Here is an 18,990-nt window from a genome sequence, read left to right as displayed (position 1 = left end):
GGCCCGTTTTTTTGGGGATCGCTCAGTAGTCTTCAAGATCAACCATGCTCAGCGTATCGATGATCTTTGTGCGATCCTGACCATCACGTTTGAAATAGACAAGCGCATAGGGTGCGTTGCTTTCAAGCGCCTGCCCCATCACGGCTTCGAAATCCTCGGGTCTGGAAATCTCGGTATCATTGATCCGGGTAATGAAATCACCCTTTGTAAATCCAGCCTGATCGCCTTGCCCCATCTTTTCCATCCGATCAACGACAAGCCCCTTCGTGCCAACGGGTAAATCCAGTTTTTCCCATGCCTTTTCATTAGCCGGAACCAGTTCGAGGCCCATGACTTTCTTCCGACCATCATCCTTCGGCGTTTTACCAAGAATCTTGTCGCGTTCGGCCTGACGACGGCGGCTTTTGGCTTCGTCCATATCGCCGGGGATCATCGTAAAGCTTTTAAATCCACCATCGCGCCAGACGGTAACGGTCGTTTCACCTTTTGCCTCCGCCGCCTGCATGCGGAAATGCAGGCGCGATGTGACCGTTTCGCCATTCACCGCAACAATCACATCTCCTGCACGAATACCTGCTTGATAGGCCGGTTCGTCATCGGGGGCCCGGTGGATCAACATTCCCTCGTCATGGTCCATCCCCAGAAGCTTGCCGATGCCCGGCTTGACTTCAGAATAGGCAATCCCGAACCATCCGCGTTTGATTTCACCATCTTTGACAAGCAGATCAATGATCCCCTGTGCATGTTCAGCCGGGATGGAGAAGGCCAGCCCCTCGTTCCCGCCAGAGCGGGTATAAAGCGCGGAGTTAACGCCGACGACCTTGCCATCCATCGACAGAAGCGGCCCGCCGGAATTGCCCTTGTTTACCGCGGTATCGGTTTGCAAATACGGGTTATATTCCCCTTTGGATAGCTGGCGCTTCTTGCCCGAAATCACCCCGGTGGTCAGACTTTGATCAAAGCCATAGGGATAACCAAGTGCAAAAACCGGATCGCCGATGCGGATCGCATGCGAGTTGCCCCATGAAAGCGGCTTAACATTTTCAGGCATTTCAACACGAAGGACGGCGAGATCGGTCAGAAAATCCTTCCCCACCAGATCAGCACGAACACGACGTCCATCTTTCAAAACAACGACAAAACGAGCACCATCGCGGACCACATGCTCGTTGGTAACAATCAGGCCGTCATCGGTAATGAAAAATCCAGTCCCGGTCGAAGCATTGCGCTTTTTTTTCTGCCAGTCGTATTTCGGTTCTTCGCCCTTTTCGCTTTCCTTGTTCTTTTCATCGCGATCATTGCGATCTTCATCCTCATCCTGATCGCCACGTTCGTTCGGCGGCAGATAGAAATCCTCGCCGTTTTCCTTTTTCTCCCGTTCTTCGGCGACGATCTCGGCATAGCTTTTCTTGATGACATTGATGCGAACAACGCCAAGTGAAACAGCGTCATAAACTTCGGCAAGGTTTTTGTCGGACAATGCCATGCTTGCCTGTTCTGCCATTGCATGAACGGGGACAAGGCTTGATGTGGCAAGCATCACGGCAAACAGGGTCGCGGCCAGGGTTCTTTTCATATTATCGATCTCACAAGCAGGTTTGGCCGGGGCCCAAAGCCCCGGCAGGATTAACGCGGAATTTTCAGTAGGTGTAAGTCAGTCCGAGCCAAACTGTCCGGCCCTTGCGGTAGGGGGTAGATGACGCAAGCGTATGGGCGCCGCCGCGGTTCAGAACATTCTCGATGGAAGCATTAAGGGTCAGAACACCCTTTTCCCGGCTGATAATGTCGTAATCAAGCGTCATATCCAGATCGAAACGCGCCTTGGCGTCGCCGTCCTCATAGACATCATAGGTCGCGCCATTGATGGTGGTATTCGATCCGCTGTCATCTATCGTGGAATAGGACAAGGTGTAGCGCCCGGTTAGTCCGGTACGCAGGCGATTGTCATCAAAACTCGAAAACAGGCTGGCGTTAAAGAAGATCGGCTCGTCCAGATTACCGGTCAGGATCGACAGATCCGTGGTCGATATGATCTTGCCGTTATAGACCACACTTTCGCTGTCATCACTGGTCAGGAAGTAACTGTTGTTGGAAGTTCTGCGTTCGGAATATTGGCCATTGATATTGAACACATGACGCCCGCCGAACGGCCCGGAACCAATTCCCCTGCTCCATTCTGCGGAATAGGAGGTGTAGAGGCTGGAGCCCTCATTCGACAGATTATATTCGGTTGTTCCGGTATCATCGGTGGCACGCGAAAACTGGTCACGGCCTTTTCTTTCCAGCCATTTCAACCGTGTCACCCCGCCAAGAAACGGCAGAGGGAATGAAACGGACGCTGTCTGTTCGTCGGAAAAGGGGGTGCTCAAACCTGAACCGGAAAATGACCGCTTTATCCCCGATGAAGACGCCGCCCAGTCATCATAGAAAATAGATGAACCCGGTGTCGTGGTAGTATCGGCAGTTCGCGTTTCACTGATGGTTGCCGGCGTTGCATCCTGAAAGGCGTAACTCAGCATGTTTGCTGCGTAATAGCGGTTCCACCCCGCATTGAAGCTGATATCCCAATCCGTGTAATAGGTCGCGTTGAAACGCGGGGCGAAGTTGGTATTACCAAGATAGGTATCGTGTTCAAGCCGTGCACCCGGCCTGATTTCCAGTTCGCCAAAAGGAACATGATCAAAGACAAGCGTATATTCATTATAAAGGGCTGTGCTTACGAAACTGACACTTCCTTCAAACGCTTGGTATTTTGTCCGCCGCCGGTTTGCCTGATCACCGTCATCGCAGAAGATGTCATCGGCACTGGCGCAAACGACGTTGGTTCCTGTGGTACGCGTTGTTGCATAATATGCATCTGCGCTACGTTCACGGGTTCCACTGAGACGATGGATATCCGCCCCCAGAAGGAAGTTCGTTCCAAAGATATCGCCGGTAAGGTCGGCTGTATAACCGATATCCTGCTGAGTCTGGGACAAATCCCCGTACCAGCCGGTCACACATGTGCTGGAATCACACAAATCGGCATATTTTGATCCGGCCACCGTCGTGCTGATCTGACGACGCACATTGCTTTCAGAATCACGTGCATTTTCAGATGTATTAAAGGAAAGCTTGGTATCCAGAAACAGATTGGAAACCCCATAACCATCATATTCAAACGGCTTTTCGAGACCAACATAGGTGGTCAATCCATTGCCGATGATATCCATCTTGCTGTTATAGTTTTCTGATGCTTCCCATTCCTGGGCATAGGGCGCATAAACGATCTGGGTCGTGATCGCAGCACCCGTATCGCTTTCGTAGCGCAGTTTTCCCAAAACGTTGTCGGCTTCGGTACTGGTCGTTACCTGACGACCGTAATAATCGTCACCCGCCGTCTTGGTCGTTTCGGCAGTACGCCGACCTGCCGAAACCAGCATTCCCCAATTATCACTGATCGGTGTGCTCGCAGACGCGGAATAAAACCATTTTTCATAAACCGGTTCTTTGGCGTCAGTGTCAGGGGTTTCCTCGGATTTCAGATGATAGTCGTTCCAGTTCGATCCACCCCGTTTAATGCTCGCGCCAAATGTTGGTTCGCTTGACGGGTTTTTGACCTTGTAATTGACAACGCCGCCTTGAAATCCGCCGTATTTAGCCGACACGTTGCTGTCGATGATCTCGGCCTGCTCGAGAATATTTGCATCGACATAGACGGTTTGAGGATGCAAACCATGAAGTGTGTCTGCATTGATCGTATTGTCGTCATCTTCTGGCATGTTTGAGTCGTTATAATTCGACTCAGTTCCGCCAAAGGAATTGATCCCGACACCGTCGAGCATAAAGTTGTTCTGATCAACCGCTGCGCCGGATATGCTGATATTTTGCGGACGCAAATCCTGCTCGGCTGTTGCAGTTGCACCTTCTTCGCCGCGTTGCCCCGCAATCACATACTGAACATTCGGATTGGCGCGAAAAATCTTGTTCGGGTCACTGTCACCCTGAACCACCGCACCGATCATCTCTTCGCCATACACGGTTGACCCGCTGGCCGCACCGGTTCCGAGTTGGAAGATCGTTGTGCGATTTGCACTGACAGAAACGGGGGCGGTAACGATTTCTTCGTCAGATGACTGGTTGGATAGCTTGGGGGAAACAACCAAAACACCGTCGGTAACGGCAAAGGTAACTTCCGTCCCCTCAAGCATTTGAAACAAGGCGTTTTCAATGCTGAGCTGACCAACCACGGCCTGACCATTCATCGCAAGGTTGGTGCCATCCTGGACCGAAAACGGAATACCGGCCTGCTGCGACAATAGCTCCAAAGCGCGCATCAGCGGCACGGAGGGAATGTCAAAGCTGTAAAGTCGTGATGCGACCGGCTTATCGACAACCGCACGTTCCTGTGCATGCAGAAAATTCGACGACATCCCCCCCAGCAAGGCAGAAGACGCAACAGCGCAGAACAGCAAATCCTTCCATGCCCGCCCCTTTGAGGTTTCGAAGAGGTTGCGGACTGTGTCCTGTTGTCTGGTAGGCTTCATTCGGCACGACCTAATGCAAGTTATTGCGTATCACTCGCACTTAAGGACAGAAGGCCCGACAGTAACCGGACATCTTTTTTTAATATTTTTGTTCAAATAGGGAATTCATCGAGGAGTTCAGGCTAAATCCGCACCATTTTCAGGCCGGACCAATCTGGAACCGTTGATTTCAGCGCACCAGAAGATACTGATCAAACGGCAGTTCAATCATTCTTGTTCCGGTTGTCCGCGCAATCAGATCAAGTGACACCATTGCATCGGCAACATTGAACCGCCCACGGATTTCGAGATCGGCAATGCCGGGATCAAGCCAGATTTCCATGCCACTCTGCCGACTTACGGCATGTATCACATCAGACAGCTTTGCTGGCGAAAACACCCGCCAACCTTCAAGGATTTGCGTAATATTGTCGCCATTGAAGTCATGCCGCCGGACATCGCCCCCGCTGGATAGAGTCACCCCTTCACCTGCATGAAGGGTGACTTCACGGGCAGGCGGCGATTGTTGTTGTTGTACCCGGACGGTTCCTTCGGCGACGCCGACTTCGCTGGTTTGATCATCACCGATCACAACAAAACGTGTCCCGACAACAACAACCCGACTTTGTGGCGTGGTTACCACAAGCGGGCGGTCCTTATTCGGTGCAGCCGAAATCACTACCGCCCCATCCTCAAGAACGATATGGCGTTCGCGTTCGGTAAATTCCCAATAAAGCCGGGTACCAGGTGCCAGTTGCAATTCGCTGCCGTCCGGCAAAAACTGACGAACCGGTGCCATGTTCGCCGCGATATACCCCGGATGACCAGAATGTTCTGCCGGGGACAACGTCAGGACGGCAACAAGAATCGCCACGCACATTGCAACACCGCCCCAGATTGCTTTTCGCACATTTGTTGCCCTTGGCGGGGTCGAACGTCGCGGCTTACCGACAGGCATCGATATTTGCCGCGTGCTTGATGGTGCATGGTTTCGCGCACCGGTGCCTTTCTCAGTATCGAATTTCCGCAAGATATCATCGAAATCACGGTCACTGAGAAAGGCCCGAACCGCGCGCGCCGCCTGTTCATGATCCGCACTTTGGCCGCACCACTTCTGAAATGCGACATGCGTATCTGTGCCCTCAATATCCGCACCATCGCGAGCAAGCCATTGCATTGCCTGATCAACAAGGCGGCTTTGCAGATCTTTCTGTTCTGTGGTCTCCGGTTTATGGCCGGTATGGCGGTTGCCGCTCATAAGCAATGGCCTAGTCATAGTGTTTCATCAGATCACGACACGTTGTCATGGCACGATAAAGATGCTTCTCGATCGCGGCCTTTGACAATCCGGTCGCTGCGGCAATTTCATCATGGGTCTTACCATGCAACTTACGCAAGATGAAGACTTCTCTGGATCGCGTCGGCAAGGATGAAATTGCCTGCTCAAACGCCTGAAGACGCTGACGATGGTATATAACATTGTCTGCAAGCGGGCGGTCCTCCGCTGTCCATTCCAGCGGATCAAGCCCGGATTTAAGTTCGACAATATGACCGGCATTGCGACGTCTTTGATGATCCCGGATCAGATTAAGAACCACGGTCCGAAGGAATGCAGGTGGATCGCTGATCGGTTCTTGCCTGTCTTTTGCCCCGGCAATCCTTACAAAGGCATCTTGGACAATGTCCTTTGCCTCTTCAGGATTTCCCAACTTCCGCATAGCCAAACGCAACAGGGACGCACGTTCCTTTTCAAAGGCGCGGACAAGATTTGCCGTTATGTGATGGGGCGCAAAAAAGTTCATGAAAACAGACAGGAACGTGAATTTGTTCCTGCTGACATACACCAGCAGCACCTAATTGCAAATAGTTATTAATAACTTTTTCTGAACATCACAGCAGCTAGAATAACATCAGCCAGACCGGGATCAGCTATTTGGCGTCATGGAAAATGATGCCAAGCGTATGCCGTGTCCCGGCGCGCAGGCGCGAAACGCCGTGGCGCATATTCACCCGGTACGTACCGCGCGTTCCCGCGACCGGACGATGATGAACCGGGAAAATCACGGCGTCACCTTGCGTTAGCGGTACGACCTCGGCGCGGGACTGCATGCGTGGACGCTGTTCGGTCAGGACAAATTCGCCGCCTCCGAAATCGGTTTCCGGATCGCTTAGAAGGATCGCGACCTGTAATGGAAACACGCAATCACCGTAAACATCCTGATGCAGGCAATTGTAATCCCCCATCCCATAACGCAGCAAAAGCGGCGTCGGTCGGGTTTGGCCTGCGCCATGGCATTCGACAACAAACCGGGCATGATCGCCGGGGAAATGCCGATCCAGCCCCATCGCCCGGTTCCACCGGTTGGCAATTTCGGCCAATGGCGGATAAAGCGATTGCCGCAGATCCGCAATAATATCGGGCAGGGGATAGGCAAAATATTTGTATTCGCCGCGCCCGAAACCGTGCCGGGCCATATGGATGTGACTGCGAAATGCATCCGGGTCGTCATAGTGTGCGATCAATGCCCGGCAGGTGTCTGGATCGATCAGTTTTTCAAGGATTGTGCAGCCATATGCGTCAAGCTCCCGGGAATGTTTTTCCCAATCAAGCGATCCGATCCTGTCACGGGTCATCTCGTTCATTGCCCGGCCTCCCCGCTTTCAAGGTCCAGCAGGGTTTGCTTGCGCTCCACGCCCCAGCGATATCCGGAAAGATCACCATCCTTGCGCACCACCCGGTGGCAGGGAATGGCAACCGCGATGCTGTTAGCCCCGCAGGCCTGTGCGACAGCACGGGTAGCGCGCGGCGATCCGATTTTTGCAGCAATTTCGGCATAGCTTGCCTTTGTCCCGACCGGAATTTCCGAAAGTGCCTGCCAGACGCGTTGCTGAAAGGCAGTACCGCGGATATCTAGCGGCAGGTTATGGCCAAGTTGCGGGGCTTCAACCAGACCGATGACCTGCGCCATCCAGTCTTCGAACGCCGGATCACCACCAATCAGTTCCGCCTTGGGAAAGGCGTCCTCTAACTGACGCACCAGCGCATCGGGGTCATCGCCCAGAAGGATCGTGCAAACCCCCTTGGCACTTGCCGCGCCAAGGATCGCGCCAAGTGTGCATTGCGCCACGGCAAACCGGATTTTTTCGCCCTTGCCTCCCGAGCGATAGCTGCTTGGCGTCATGCCTAGCATCTTGTGAGAGCGTTCATAAAACCGGCTGTTGGAATTGTAACCCGCGTCATAGATCGCCTCGGTCACAGTGTTGCTGCTGCGCAATTCCTCGCGCACGCGCCCGGCCCGATACGCACTGGCATAGGCCTTTGGCGTCACCCCGGTTACCGATTTAAATACCCGGTGGAAGTGAAAGCGGCTCATCCCGGCCTGTGCGGCCAGATCTTCAAGGCTTGGCATTTCTTCAGCATTGCGGATGGTTTCGCATGCCTTTGCCACCGCATCGGCATTGCGTTCAGCAATCGATGCACTGTTCGGAAGGCACCGTTTGCACGGGCGAAAACCCGCCTGCTCGGCATCGTCGCAACTGGCATGGAACGCGACATTTTCCCGGCGCGCCAACCGTGCGCCGCAAGACGGGCGGCAATAAACCCCGGTGGTTGCTACCGAATAATAAAACTGCCCATCGGCTTTGCCATCGCGTTTTGCCACGGCCTGCCATTTGTCTTCGTCACTGATCCAGCGGATCGTTTTGTTCAATCTCGTCTCCGTCAGCATGGGATGGCTCCTTTATCAGAATACAGGGATGCCAAATGCATCCGTTTGACCGGCATTCTGATCGTCCATTCCGTTGACCGCACTCCGTTCCTTGCTTTCGAATTCGCAACCCACGAAAACCCGTCACATTTACGAATTCAATGCCAATAACCGGAGTGATCCGTTTCCGTTCGCGATCTAGCGTCATGACATTCGGCCTTGCTGGCCATCCTATCATGACACAGGAGACGGAAATATGTTCACACTGGACGGTAAAACCGCAATCATCACCGGGGCCAGTTCCGGCATCGGTCGCGCCGTGGCTGAACTTTTTGCCCAACAGGGCGCACAACTTGTCCTTAATGCGCGGCGCGGCGATCTGCTTGACGATATGGTCGCCGATATTCGAGATGCCGGTGGCATGGCGGTTTCGGTTCCCGGCAACATCACGGACGAGGCAATTTCAAAACAGCTGGTCGAGGCCACCCTTGATCATTTCGGCAAGCTTGATATCGCGGTCAATAATGCCGGGATGGTCGGAGAATCGGTTTCGATCCCTGATATGGCAACCGATGACTGGCATGAAATGATCGAAACCAACCTGACATCGGCGTTTTTCGGCGCGAAATATCAATTGCCCGCGATGCTTGCCAATGGCTCGGGATCAATGATCCTGACATCAAGCTTTGTCGGTTATTCTGTCGGCATGCCCGGCATGGGGGCCTATGCCGCCAGCAAGGCAGGCATGATCGGATTGATGAAGTCGCTGGCAGCCGAATACGGACCACAGGGCATTCGGGTCAATGCGCTGCTGCCCGGCGGGACCGATACCCCGGCCAGCATCACCAACAAACCCGGTGCCGGGCCGGAGGTCGAACAGTTCGTCAACAGCCTGCATGCGCTAAAACGTATGGCACAACCGTCCGAAATGGCGCAGGCCGCCCTGTTTCTGGCATCCGACGCGGCAAGCTTTGTGACCGGGGTGCCATTCCTTGCTGATGGCGGGGTTTCGATCAACCGAACCTGATCCAAGGCGGGCCGGGTGCAATGCGTCCGGCCCGTTTTTACCTGCGCAAGAACTGCGTAATATCGACTGCGTCACATTGATCGGGTTGCAAATATTTGCGGCCATATTCGATATAAACGCCAGATGACAACAGCAGATCGAACAGGTCGCCATCAATCTGTCCTTTGTCTCGCATGTCGGCCAGGATCGCGATGCATTCCGATAACATCTTGGGCCGTTTATAGGGACGATCAACCGCAGTAAGTGCCTCGAAGATGTCGGCAATCACCATCACCTTTTCGAGAATGCCCATATCTTCGCCAAGCAATCCGTTGGGATAGCCCGAACCATCCATTTTTTCGTGATGGTTGCCCGCAATTGCCGGAATGCGTTGCAATTCCTTGGGATAGGGCAATTGTGCGAGCATTTCCTGTGTGACCACAACATGATCATTGATGATCTTGCGCTCTTCGGATGTCAGGGTGCCGCGCGGAACCGAAAGGTTATAAAGTTCACCGCGGTTAATGCCCAGATAGGCCTGATCGCGGCGGTCATCCAGAAGCTTTTCAACGCCGGGCTGGCTGAATTTGGCACGGTCATCTTCGGTCAGGCGTTGATTTTCGGCCCATGAAAGCCCGATGGTACGGTCAAAATGTCGCACCCATTCCTGCGCCCCGATTTCATGCAGGGCAAAGACCGCGTCGGTATCGAGTTCCTCGTCACCAATATTGCTGTGCGCAACCATTGAAAACTGGCTTTCAAGTTCGGCAATCCGGGCGTTGAAATCGGCATCGCAACGTTGGGCATCCTCGCTCGCGAGCTTGCGTTTGAGCATCTCGATTTCGGCATCGCGGCGAAGCACTTCGAACCGGGTGCGGATTTCGTGAATGCGGTTATGGATGGTTTCAAGTTTGGTGGCCTTTTCGACCACATGATCGGGTGTGGTGATCTTGCCGCAATCATGGAGCCACGCCGCCAGATCAAGCTCGTACCACTCCATATCCGTCAGATAGAAATTGGAAAATGTTTCCCGTTTTTCATCAACGGCGGCCTTGGCCAACATGCGGGCAATGATGGGTACTTTTTCACAATGATGGGCTGTATGGGGGGATTTGGCATCAATTGCCTGCCCCAGAACACGCACGAAACTCTCCATCAGGTCGCGCTGCGCCATCAAAAGGCGGCTATTTTCAAGTGCCACCGCCGCCTGACTTGCCAGCGCATTGATGATTGGTTCGATTGCCGGATCAAAGGCAATAATATCGCCCGCATCGTTACGCGCATTAATCAACTGCAACACCCCGATCACAGTACCGCGTGTATTTTTAAGCGGTACAGTCAGGAATGATTTCGACCGATAACCAGTTTTGGCATCAAAGGCGCGCGTGCCGGAAAAATCGAACCCGTCGGCGAAATAGGCATCCTCGATATTGATCGATTCACCACTTAACGCGACATAGGTGGCGATGTTTTTGTGATTGGGGTTGCCCGCTGCATCATAAAGCGGCAGGGGTGGAAAAGGTTTCTCGTTTTCGCGGCCCGATACGAAAAACGTATCAAGCGTATCGTTCATCAGAATACGAAATTGAAGTTCCGTCTCATCCTTGTTGACCAGATACAGAGACCCGCCATCGGCATTGGTAAACTGTCGGGCTGCCATCAGGATTTTCTGATGAAGCTCTTCGCGGCCCTGTTCAGCCGACAGGGCAATGCCAAGATCGACCAACTGCGCAAGGTAATGCGCATCGGCGTCTACGCTCTCGGTTATGCCGTTCGGACGATTTTTCAAATCATCCCCGATACGCATCACAAGTACGGGTCATAGGTAAGGGCCATTATCTGTGTCCACTCTCCATCAGAACGGTTTGCCGTCCTTGTTCTGAAATGTTCGTTCTGCAAACTATATCCATCGGGAGATTGAGATAATCTTAGCAGATGGCAAGTTCCATACGGATAAAAACGCGATAACAAACCTGTCATGACCCGATGCAGGGTTGCCAATCGCGGTAATTTGGACTATCCGACGCGTTGAAAGCGTGCCGGAACCAGCATCGCACTTCGCTGATCACGCAATCTGGTCATGACCCGGCACCCAACCATCCTGCCCGGAGGCGACTGCATGATCCCCCGTTATTCCCGTCCGCAGATGACATCAATCTGGGAACCGGCGAACAAATTCCGTATCTGGTTTGAAATCGAAGCACACGCTGCCGACAAACTGGCTGAGCTGGGCGTCATTCCGGCTGCCTCTGCCAAGCTGGTCTGGGAAAAAGGCAACAAGCCCTATAGCCAGGACCGTATTGACCGCATTGACGCGGTCGAAGCCGAAGTCAAACACGACGTGATCGCCTTCCTGACGGAACTGGCAGAACAGGTCGGCGACGAAGCCCGCTTCGTTCATCAGGGCATGACCAGCTCCGACGTTCTCGATACCTGCTTTAACGTGCAGCTCGTTCAGGCAACCGACATCCTGTTGGAAGATATGGACAAGCTTCTGGCCGCCCTTAAAAAGCGCGCCTATGAAACCAAGGACATCGCCTGCATGGGCCGTTCGCACGGCATCCATGCCGAGCCCGTGACCTTCGGCCTGAAACTGGCAACCTTCTATGCCGAATTCAAACGTAACCGCGACCGTCTGGTCGTCGCGCGTGAAGAAATCGCGACCTGTGCGATTTCCGGTGCGGTCGGCACATTTGCCAATATCGACCCGCAGGTCGAAGAACATGTCGCAGCCAAGCTTGGCCTGAAACCGGAACCGGTTTCAACCCAGGTGATACCGCGCGACCGTCACGCCGCCTATTTCGCCGCCCTTGGCGTTATCGCATCCTCGGTCGAGCATCTCGCCACTGAAATCCGCCACCTGCAGCGCACCGAAGTTCGTGAAGTTGAAGAATTCTTCTCAAAGGGGCAGAAGGGTTCGTCGGCAATGCCGCATAAACGTAACCCGGTTCTGACCGAAAACCTGACCGGCCTTGCACGTCTTGTCCGTTCGATGGCGATCCCGGCCATGGAAAACGTCGCCCTGTGGCATGAACGCGATATTTCGCATTCATCGGTCGAACGCAATATCGGCCCGGATGCGACCGTAACCCTCGACTTTGCTTTGATGCGCCTGACCAATGTGGTTGAAAACCTTGTCGTTTATCCGGAACGAATGGACGAAATCCTCAATCAGATGGGTGGTCTGGTCTTCTCGCAGCGCGTGCTGCTGACCCTGACGCAGCATGGCGTTTCGCGCGAAGATTCGTACCGCATCGTTCAGCGCAACGCGATGAAGGTCTGGAACCGCGAAGGCGATCTGTTGTCGCTTCTGAAGACCGATGCAGACGTTACCGCGAAAATCCCGATGGAAACGCTCGAAAGCCTGTTTGACCTTGGTTACCACACCAAGCATGTCGACACGATTTTCGCCCGCGTGTTTGCCGACTGACGGTAGCACCGCACACTAAAATCAAAGCCCCGGTCAATTTGCCGGGGCTTTTTTCGTTTACGGGTTTTGCTACAATGTCAGTTCCCGTGCCTCGCCCAGCAGCCAGTCACGAAACAGCTTCACCTGACCGCGCAGTTCCCGGTTTTTTGGATGCACCAGATAGTATCCCGAAGGAACGACCAGAACCTGTTCGGGGAACAGATGGACCAGCTTGCCTTCCATCACGTCTTCTTCGGCCAGCAATGGATTGGCCATTACCACACCCTGTCCGTGAATCGCGGCCTCGATTGCCATGGATGTCTGATCGATTTCAATGCGCTTGATTGCGGCAATCTCGCTTGGGTTCATCCTGGCAAACTGGCCAAGCCATTCTTCCCACCAGTCATGCAGAATGTCGTTTAACAAAGTCGCACGCGCCAGATCGGCTGGATGCTCAAACCCCATGCGGTCGCGATAGGCCGGCGAACAGAATGCCGCCGCCTGACCGCGATAGATCAGGACGGATTCAAGTTTGTCGTCATTGCCGTCAAAATACCGCACGGCAATATCGACCGGATCGCGATCAAAATCCGTAAATTGCACCGACGACCCGACATGAAGTGACGTTGACGGATAATCGATCAGGAACCGCGCCATCCGTTTGGAAAACCATTTCGCGGCAAAACTTGGCGGCATGACCACACGCACCGTATGTTCGCGCTGCCCGCGCAAATGCTGACTGGCATCGATGATCTGCAGCAAGGCGGGTGATATGCGCGCGGCATAATCAAGCCCGTCGGCTGTCGGTTTCACCTGCCGGACCGAGCGAACAAACAGTTCCACCCCTAGCCAGTCTTCAAGCTTTCTGATCTGCTGCCCGACGGCACCCGGCGTCACATTCAGCTCTTCCGCTGCACGAGAAAAACTATTCAATCGAATAGATGCCTCGAACGCACGCAAGGAATTGAGCGGCGGATATGAACTCATGATGCAAATTTTCTATTCCATAATCCAGATAACATGATTTGTACGCCGTTTGGACCGGACCTACAATCGCGACATGACCCCCACGAAAGTTCCGGCCATGAAGAACAACGCATACCTCGTCTTTGGCTTTCTTGCCCTGTGCTGGGGCATGACCTTTCTGTTCAACAAAACGGCAAGCAGCCTGATATCGCCAATGCAGGTCGTGACCGTGCGGGTCATCATGGGCTTTCTGCCGGTTCTGGCATTTGCGATGGTGCGCAAGGTACTGCATTGGCAACATCTGCGCCATATGCATCATTTCATCGTCATGTCACTTCTCGCGGCCACCGTCTATTACCTTGCCTTTGCCAAGGGCATCTCGCTTCTGCCATCCAGCGTTGCCGGGATGCTAAGCGGTGTGATCCCGATGTTTTCCTTTATCGCGGCGGCGATTTTCCTGCGCAGCGAACCGGTCAATATCCGATCCATCATCGGATTGCTGTTTGGCTTTGCTGGAGTTCTGATCATCGCAAAACCATGGGAATCCGGCGCGTTCGGTATTGATCTGATGGGGGTTGTTTATGTCGCCATCGGGTCGGGCTGTGTCGGGCTTTCATTTGTTTATGTTCGCAAATTCCTAAGCCCGCTTGGCATTTCGCCAATTGCACTTTGCACTTATCAGCTTGGTATTTCGGCGGTAACGCTTCTGCTGATTTGCGATTTTTCCGGTATGGATGCGATCTTTACCAACTGGAAAATCGCCACCGGCCTTTTCATCGGCCTTGGCATGTTTGGAACCGGCATTGCCTATATGTGTTATTACTTCCTGATCGGTAAACTGGGCGCTGTCAAAACCGCCGGGGTCACCTATATCCCGCCGGTCATCGGCCTTCTGACCGGCAGTCTGATTTTGGACGAACCGGTTTCCGCAACCGATATCGTTGCGACCGCAATGATCCTGTCGGGTGTCTTCATAATCCAGTCGGGCAGAACGCCGCCGTCATCTGCAAACACGACATCACCGAATGTCCGCGCACACAACCTGCCCGAACGTGCCTGAGACTCTTCGTCTCGTGGACGGCACCCCCGCGTTGATCACGGGGGTGCCCTTTTGAGTGGCTATTTTTCCGATGCAGCTTTGACAAAGGCCGTGATCAGCGGATGATTTTCACCGCGCAGGGCGGATCGTTCCGGCTGAAATGCCGTGCCGATAAAGAAACGATGATTGCGCAACTCCACCGCACGTGGATCACCATCTGCATCCCAGGCACTGATCTGCAATGCCTGCCCTGCCAGCAGCCCCGCATAATCACGATTAAACCCATAACTGCACCGATAGGTTTCAATCAGATGATCCGATCCGCAATAATCACGGATCAGGCTACCCACGGCCAGATCAATTCCGCCATCCTGATCAATCAATGCACAGGTTAGCGGCGCGATCAGCGGCAATTCCGCATCCGGATCAATTTCGGCATTCGCGGCATTGGAAAGCCCCAGAACATTACGCGCATATTCCAGAACCGCATGCTGATAGCCACCGCACGTGCCCAGAAAGGCAATATCGTTTTCACGCGCAAAGCGGATGGCGGCAAGGGCACCTTCAAGACTTTCATACGGACTGGCCGGAACACACCACATCCCGTCATAGCCAGACAGTATCTGCCCCGCACCACCATCAAAACACGGCGTTGCGATCCAGTCATATTCAACGGGAATACCGATTTCGGCAGCCGCGATTCCAATGGCCTTGGGGATAGCCTGATGGGCAGTAACGGCGGGATTATAATCCCCGACAAGGGCGATACGGATGGTCATTTTAGTTCCTCGTTTCAGGTGACATTACGAGGGGAGTAGCCCAAACCGCCAAAGAAAAACGGCCCGTGAAATCACGAGCCGGGTTTCGAGCGTCAAATAGCGCTGCCTTTGACAAGCTTACTACAAGTTTCCAGCGCGCGCCATATCTTCAAGTGCGATTTTTACCGCCTGTGCACGGTTGGACACATGCAGTTTGCGGTAAATGTTTTTCAGGTGATATTTCACCGTAATTTCGCGCAGATCAAGATGCCGCGCGATATCCTTGTTCGGCCGCCCTTCGGCCAAAAGCGCAAGAACTTCACGCTCCCGCGGTGTCAACCGGCTGAAATCGCCTTCGTTGCCAAATCCGCCAGCCATGCGCGGTTCGCCGTCGCTACCGCCGCCAAATCCGTCCCCCATGTCATTAAGGATAGAGGATGGCAGATATTTTTCGCCCGCCAGAACCAACTGGATCGCATTGGCAAGTGCCTGCCCGCGCAGTGTTTTGGGGATAAAGCCGTGTGCGCCATTTTCGATGGCATGACGTACATCTTCGCTGCGATAGGCACCGGAAAGCAAAACGACCGAGGTTGTTTTGGATGCCTTTTCAAGTGTGCGTTTAAGTCCCTCAAGCCCGTTCATGCCGGGCATGCGCAAATCCAGAAGCACCAGATCGAAATCATTCTGAGCTTCGATATGCTCCAGCGCCGGGTCAAGCGCCCCGGCTTCGACCACTTCACAACCTTCGAAATATTGCTGGAATAGCAGTGATAATGCTTCACGAACCAGATCGTGATCGTCTGCCAACAGGATACGCAAAGCCTTTACCCTTCTTTACCTGACCCACAACCATGCCTGAACATTAACAAGCAAAACAACGCGTGGCTGCAACCAGAAATCTTTCTTGATCCGGGAACAGAATACGAAACCGGCTAATGGTTTGCAAATCCGAACTTTTTCTTATTTCGGGGAAACAACTATTCCTCGAGCACTTCGGCACGTGCGATTGGGCGTAACGCTTCGAGTTTACGGTTAAGTTCGCTGACCGTCATATCGATATTGTGCCGTCCGAAATCGGCCAGAATCACCGAAATCACCCCGTTTTCCTGAGGATTTGCAATAACATCGCCGATGACTTTTGCAGCATAGGCCTGACTTTCGGCCTCGGTCATACCCATTTTATCGCCGGCCCAAACGGCAAGCATTTTATAAAGGTGGGCCTCGATGCGGAAATTCTGTTCAAGATCAAAGCTGTATTTTGCCTCGAAACCGCGTTCGCGTTCGGTCAAATTCGTCATGTGCGCACTCCTCCATCTGATTTGTTTTTTGGCGGGACGTTTCCCCGTTGTCCTTTATTTATGGACTGTACCACGTCATGTCACCGTGGTGCTGTGATACTTTTGAATTTGACAAATGCCGGTCCATGTCGCTTTGATCTGGGTCATGTGTACAGTTATCATTCTGCGCCGCCCCGACCATGAATGGCCGGTGATTATCGGCGCCAATCGCGACGAAATGAACACCCGCCCGTGGAAGGCCCCTGCCCGCCATTGGGAGGATCGCCCAGATGTTATCGCCGGACTGGATGAAACCGGCGGCGGAACATGGCTTGGCATCAACGAAGATGGCGTGGTGGCAGCGGTCCTGAACCGGTTTGGCACACTTGGCCCCGCCGACGACAAGCGGTCCCGCGGGGAATTGCCGCTTGAAGCACTTGATCATGCCGATGCCATTGATGCCGCCCAGGCACTTGCCGAACTTGATGGCACAGCCTATCGACCGTTCAATATGGTGATTGCCGATAACCGCGATGCTTACTGGCTGGCCAATCGGGGGGATGGCAAAATTGAAATCACCGATATCCCCGAAGGATTGTCGATGATCACCGCCCATGACCTGAATGACAAAACCAACAGCGAGCGCACCAAACGCAACCTTCCGCGTTTTTTAACGGCACCGCCCCCCAACCCCGAAGCCGATGACTGGTTTGCCTGGCAAGCGCTTCTGGCCGATACCGGCTTGATGGAACCCGATCCAGAACATCATGACATCCGTGCTGATGCCATGCTGGTGCGCAGCAATATCGGGTTCGAGACGATCTGTTCTTCCCTGATCGGCCTTCCGGCCATTCCGACTCAGAAAAACGAACTGCCGCGCCGACCGGTCTGGCTGTTCGCCAATGGCCAACCAGACAGGGTTCCGTTTCACCCGGTTGAGATTTAGGCACCCCAATAATTTCGCCTCGCAACGCCCGGATTTGGCGGGCCATTTGCGCTGCAACAACCTGTCAGACGGACAGTTGCAAAATCCTATTATCAAGTCTGCGTAAATAGACCTACACGGCAATTGAGTTTCTGCGTCAGCACTGCTATACGGGGGGCGCGATTTTCAGGGTGCTCGGGGACACTCCCCGCAAGCAAAGATGTGAAAGATCCCGCCAATGTCCAGAAAGCAGCCCATCTACGAGGGTAAAGCCAAGGTTTTGTACGAAGGTACCGAGCCCGGAACCATCATCCAGTATTTCAAGGACGATGCCACGGCGTTCAACGCACAGAAGCGCGGCACCATTGCCGGCAAAGGCGTCCTGAACAACATGATTACCGAATTCGTCATGACCCGTCTGGCGGAAATCGGTATCCCGACGCATTTCATTCGCCGCATCAACATGCGCGAACAGCTTTGCAAGAAATGCGAAATCGTTCCGATCGAAGTCGTGGTGCGCAATATTGTCGCCGGTTCGATGGCAAAACGTCTTGGCCTTGAAGAAGGCGAACGTCTGCCGCGCCCGATTGTCGAATTTTATTACAAAGACGACGCCCTTGGCGATCCGCTGGTTTCTGACGAGCATATCCTTGCCCTTGGCTGGGCAAGTGCGGAAGAGCTCGAAGAAATCGTTGGCATGACCCTTCGCGTCAATGATTACCTGTGCGGTCTTATGCGCGGCATCGGCATCAAACTGGTCGATTTCAAACTTGAATTTGGCCGGGTGTGGGAAGGCGACTTCATGCATCTGGTTCTCGCCGATGAATTCAGCCCGGACAACTGCCGCCTTTGGGACGCCGTCACCAACGAAAAGATGGACAAGGACCGGTTCCGCCGCGATCTTGGCGGGGTCGAAGAAGCCTATCAGGAAGTGGCGCGCCGTCTCGGCGTCCTGCCTGAGTCCGCAGATATAGAATCGCTGAACAAAGACAAATAATCCAAAGGCCGCGCTTGCGCGGCCTTTTCTTATCGACGCCGGAACCTTCGGAACCGGTACATTATTGTTTGCAAACAAGTATCGCCGTATGGCGAGTGCGCACTCAAAGGAGCTTCTCGTGAAAGCACGTGTCCACGTCACCCTGAAGAACGGTGTTCTTGACCCGCAGGGTAAAGCCGTTCACCACGCCCTTCAGGGTCTTGGTTTTGCCGGTGTCAACGATGTCCGCCAGGGCAAGTTCATCGAACTCGAACTGGATGGCAGCGACGTCGAAAAGGCACGCGCCGAGGTCAAGGAAATGTGCGAGAAGCTTCTCGCCAATACCGTGATCGAAGATTACAGCATCGAGCTGGCCTAACTGCCCGGGCGGGGCTTTGCCGTTGCAGGGCCTTTGTCTGTCG

17 protein-coding genes are annotated in these 18,990 nt (G+C 53.7%); 6 read left to right on the top strand and 11 right to left on the bottom strand.

Annotation, left to right across the window (positions count from 1 at the left end; genetic code table 11):
* Nucleotides 1-22 precede the first annotated feature (22 nt).
* The 6 genes from SMB34_RS20660 to ada all read right to left on the bottom strand — a co-directional run bounded on the left by SMB34_RS20660 (nt 23) and on the right by ada (nt 8,215).
* Nucleotides 23-1,576 carry a S1C family serine protease gene (locus SMB34_RS20660; RefSeq protein ID WP_051682238.1) on the bottom strand — a complete coding sequence of 518 codons (1,554 nt, stop codon included), beginning with the start codon at nt 1,574-1,576 and terminating at the stop codon, nt 23-25.
* Nucleotides 1,577-1,640: 64 nt separating this feature from the next.
* Entirely contained in the window at nt 1,641-4,526 is a 2,886-nt protein-coding gene (locus SMB34_RS10460; RefSeq protein ID WP_156962667.1) for a TonB-dependent receptor, read from the bottom strand.
* 169 nt (nt 4,527-4,695) lie between these two features.
* Complete coding sequence (locus SMB34_RS20655) at nt 4,696-5,781, bottom strand: FecR family protein (RefSeq protein WP_084716563.1); 1,086 nt, start codon at nt 5,779-5,781, stop codon at nt 4,696-4,698.
* Entirely contained in the window at nt 5,774-6,307 is a 534-nt protein-coding gene (locus SMB34_RS10450; protein WP_156962666.1) for an RNA polymerase sigma factor, read from the bottom strand. Before SMB34_RS10450 ends, SMB34_RS20655 begins: the two co-directional genes overlap by 8 nt.
* Nucleotides 6,308-6,434: 127 nt before the next feature.
* Entirely contained in the window at nt 6,435-7,148 is a 714-nt protein-coding gene (locus tag SMB34_RS10445) for a 2OG-Fe(II) oxygenase (RefSeq protein ID WP_037989885.1), read from the bottom strand.
* Nucleotides 7,145-8,215 carry a bifunctional DNA-binding transcriptional regulator/O6-methylguanine-DNA methyltransferase Ada gene (ada, locus tag SMB34_RS10440; protein WP_420835046.1) on the bottom strand — a complete coding sequence of 357 codons (1,071 nt, stop codon included), beginning with the start codon at nt 8,213-8,215 and terminating at the stop codon, nt 7,145-7,147. Before ada ends, SMB34_RS10445 begins: the two co-directional genes overlap by 4 nt.
* Nucleotides 8,216-8,468: 253 nt before the next feature.
* On the opposite strand from ada, the gene SMB34_RS10435 reads away from it, so the two are divergent.
* Nucleotides 8,469-9,239 carry an SDR family oxidoreductase gene (locus tag SMB34_RS10435; protein ID WP_037989881.1) on the top strand — a complete coding sequence of 257 codons (771 nt, stop codon included), beginning with the start codon at nt 8,469-8,471 and terminating at the stop codon, nt 9,237-9,239.
* Nucleotides 9,240-9,276: 37 nt separating this feature from the next.
* Here the strand turns inward: SMB34_RS10435 and SMB34_RS10430 are convergent, their stop codons facing one another.
* A complete protein-coding gene (locus SMB34_RS10430) occupies nt 9,277-11,007 on the bottom strand; it encodes a GAF and HD-GYP domain-containing protein (protein ID WP_338057852.1) in 1,731 nt (576 codons plus the stop codon).
* A 330-nt stretch (nt 11,008-11,337) separates the two neighbouring features.
* On the opposite strand from SMB34_RS10430, the gene purB reads away from it, so the two are divergent.
* On the top strand, nt 11,338-12,648 hold the full coding sequence (purB, locus tag SMB34_RS10425) for an adenylosuccinate lyase (RefSeq protein ID WP_037989910.1): 1,311 nt from the start codon (nt 11,338-11,340) through the stop codon (nt 12,646-12,648).
* A gap of 69 nt (nt 12,649-12,717) precedes the next feature.
* On the opposite strand, the gene SMB34_RS10420 is transcribed toward purB, so the two are convergent.
* Nucleotides 12,718-13,614, bottom strand: coding sequence for a LysR substrate-binding domain-containing protein (locus SMB34_RS10420; protein WP_037989877.1), 897 nt, complete (start codon nt 13,612-13,614; stop codon nt 12,718-12,720).
* 97 nt (nt 13,615-13,711) lie between these two features.
* Here SMB34_RS10420 and SMB34_RS10415 point away from each other — a divergent pair, with 97 nt between their 5' ends.
* On the top strand, nt 13,712-14,653 hold the full coding sequence (locus tag SMB34_RS10415) for a DMT family transporter (RefSeq protein WP_037989908.1): 942 nt from the start codon (nt 13,712-13,714) through the stop codon (nt 14,651-14,653).
* Nucleotides 14,654-14,712: 59 nt separating this feature from the next.
* On the opposite strand, the gene SMB34_RS10410 is transcribed toward SMB34_RS10415, so the two are convergent.
* From SMB34_RS10410 to SMB34_RS10400, 3 genes are all read right to left on the bottom strand, one after another.
* Nucleotides 14,713-15,411: a CTP synthase C-terminal region-related (seleno)protein gene (locus SMB34_RS10410; protein WP_037989875.1), complete on the bottom strand. Its 699-nt coding sequence runs from the start codon at nt 15,409-15,411 to the stop codon at nt 14,713-14,715.
* Between the two features lie 120 nt (nt 15,412-15,531).
* The gene (locus SMB34_RS10405; RefSeq protein WP_007092026.1) at nt 15,532-16,209 is read right to left on the bottom strand and encodes a response regulator; all 678 of its coding nucleotides are present in this window, start codon (nt 16,207-16,209) and stop codon (nt 15,532-15,534) included.
* Between the two features lie 158 nt (nt 16,210-16,367).
* Nucleotides 16,368-16,688, bottom strand: a complete 321-nt coding sequence (locus SMB34_RS10400; protein WP_037989872.1) for a DUF1476 domain-containing protein — start codon at nt 16,686-16,688, stop codon at nt 16,368-16,370.
* 145 nt (nt 16,689-16,833) lie between these two features.
* On the opposite strand from SMB34_RS10400, the gene SMB34_RS10395 reads away from it, so the two are divergent.
* The 3 genes from SMB34_RS10395 (at nt 16,834) to purS (ending at nt 18,947) form a co-directional block, all read left to right on the top strand.
* Entirely contained in the window at nt 16,834-17,613 is a 780-nt protein-coding gene (locus SMB34_RS10395; protein ID WP_037989905.1) for an NRDE family protein, read from the top strand.
* 217 nt (nt 17,614-17,830) lie between these two features.
* Nucleotides 17,831-18,589 carry a phosphoribosylaminoimidazolesuccinocarboxamide synthase gene (gene purC / locus SMB34_RS10390; protein WP_007092029.1) on the top strand — a complete coding sequence of 253 codons (759 nt, stop codon included), beginning with the start codon at nt 17,831-17,833 and terminating at the stop codon, nt 18,587-18,589.
* 118 nt (nt 18,590-18,707) lie between these two features.
* Nucleotides 18,708-18,947 (top strand): phosphoribosylformylglycinamidine synthase subunit PurS, encoded by a 240-nt coding sequence (gene purS, locus SMB34_RS10385; protein ID WP_007092030.1) that lies wholly within the window; start codon nt 18,708-18,710, stop codon nt 18,945-18,947.
* Nucleotides 18,948-18,990: the final 43 nt, after the last annotated feature.

Origin of the sequence: Thalassospira permensis NBRC 106175 (assembly GCF_000714555.1) — a bacterium.
Lineage (GTDB): Bacteria > Pseudomonadota > Alphaproteobacteria > Rhodospirillales > Thalassospiraceae > Thalassospira > Thalassospira xiamenensis.
Note: the sequence above shows the minus strand (reverse complement) of the source record. Positions and strands in the feature narration are given on the sequence as shown.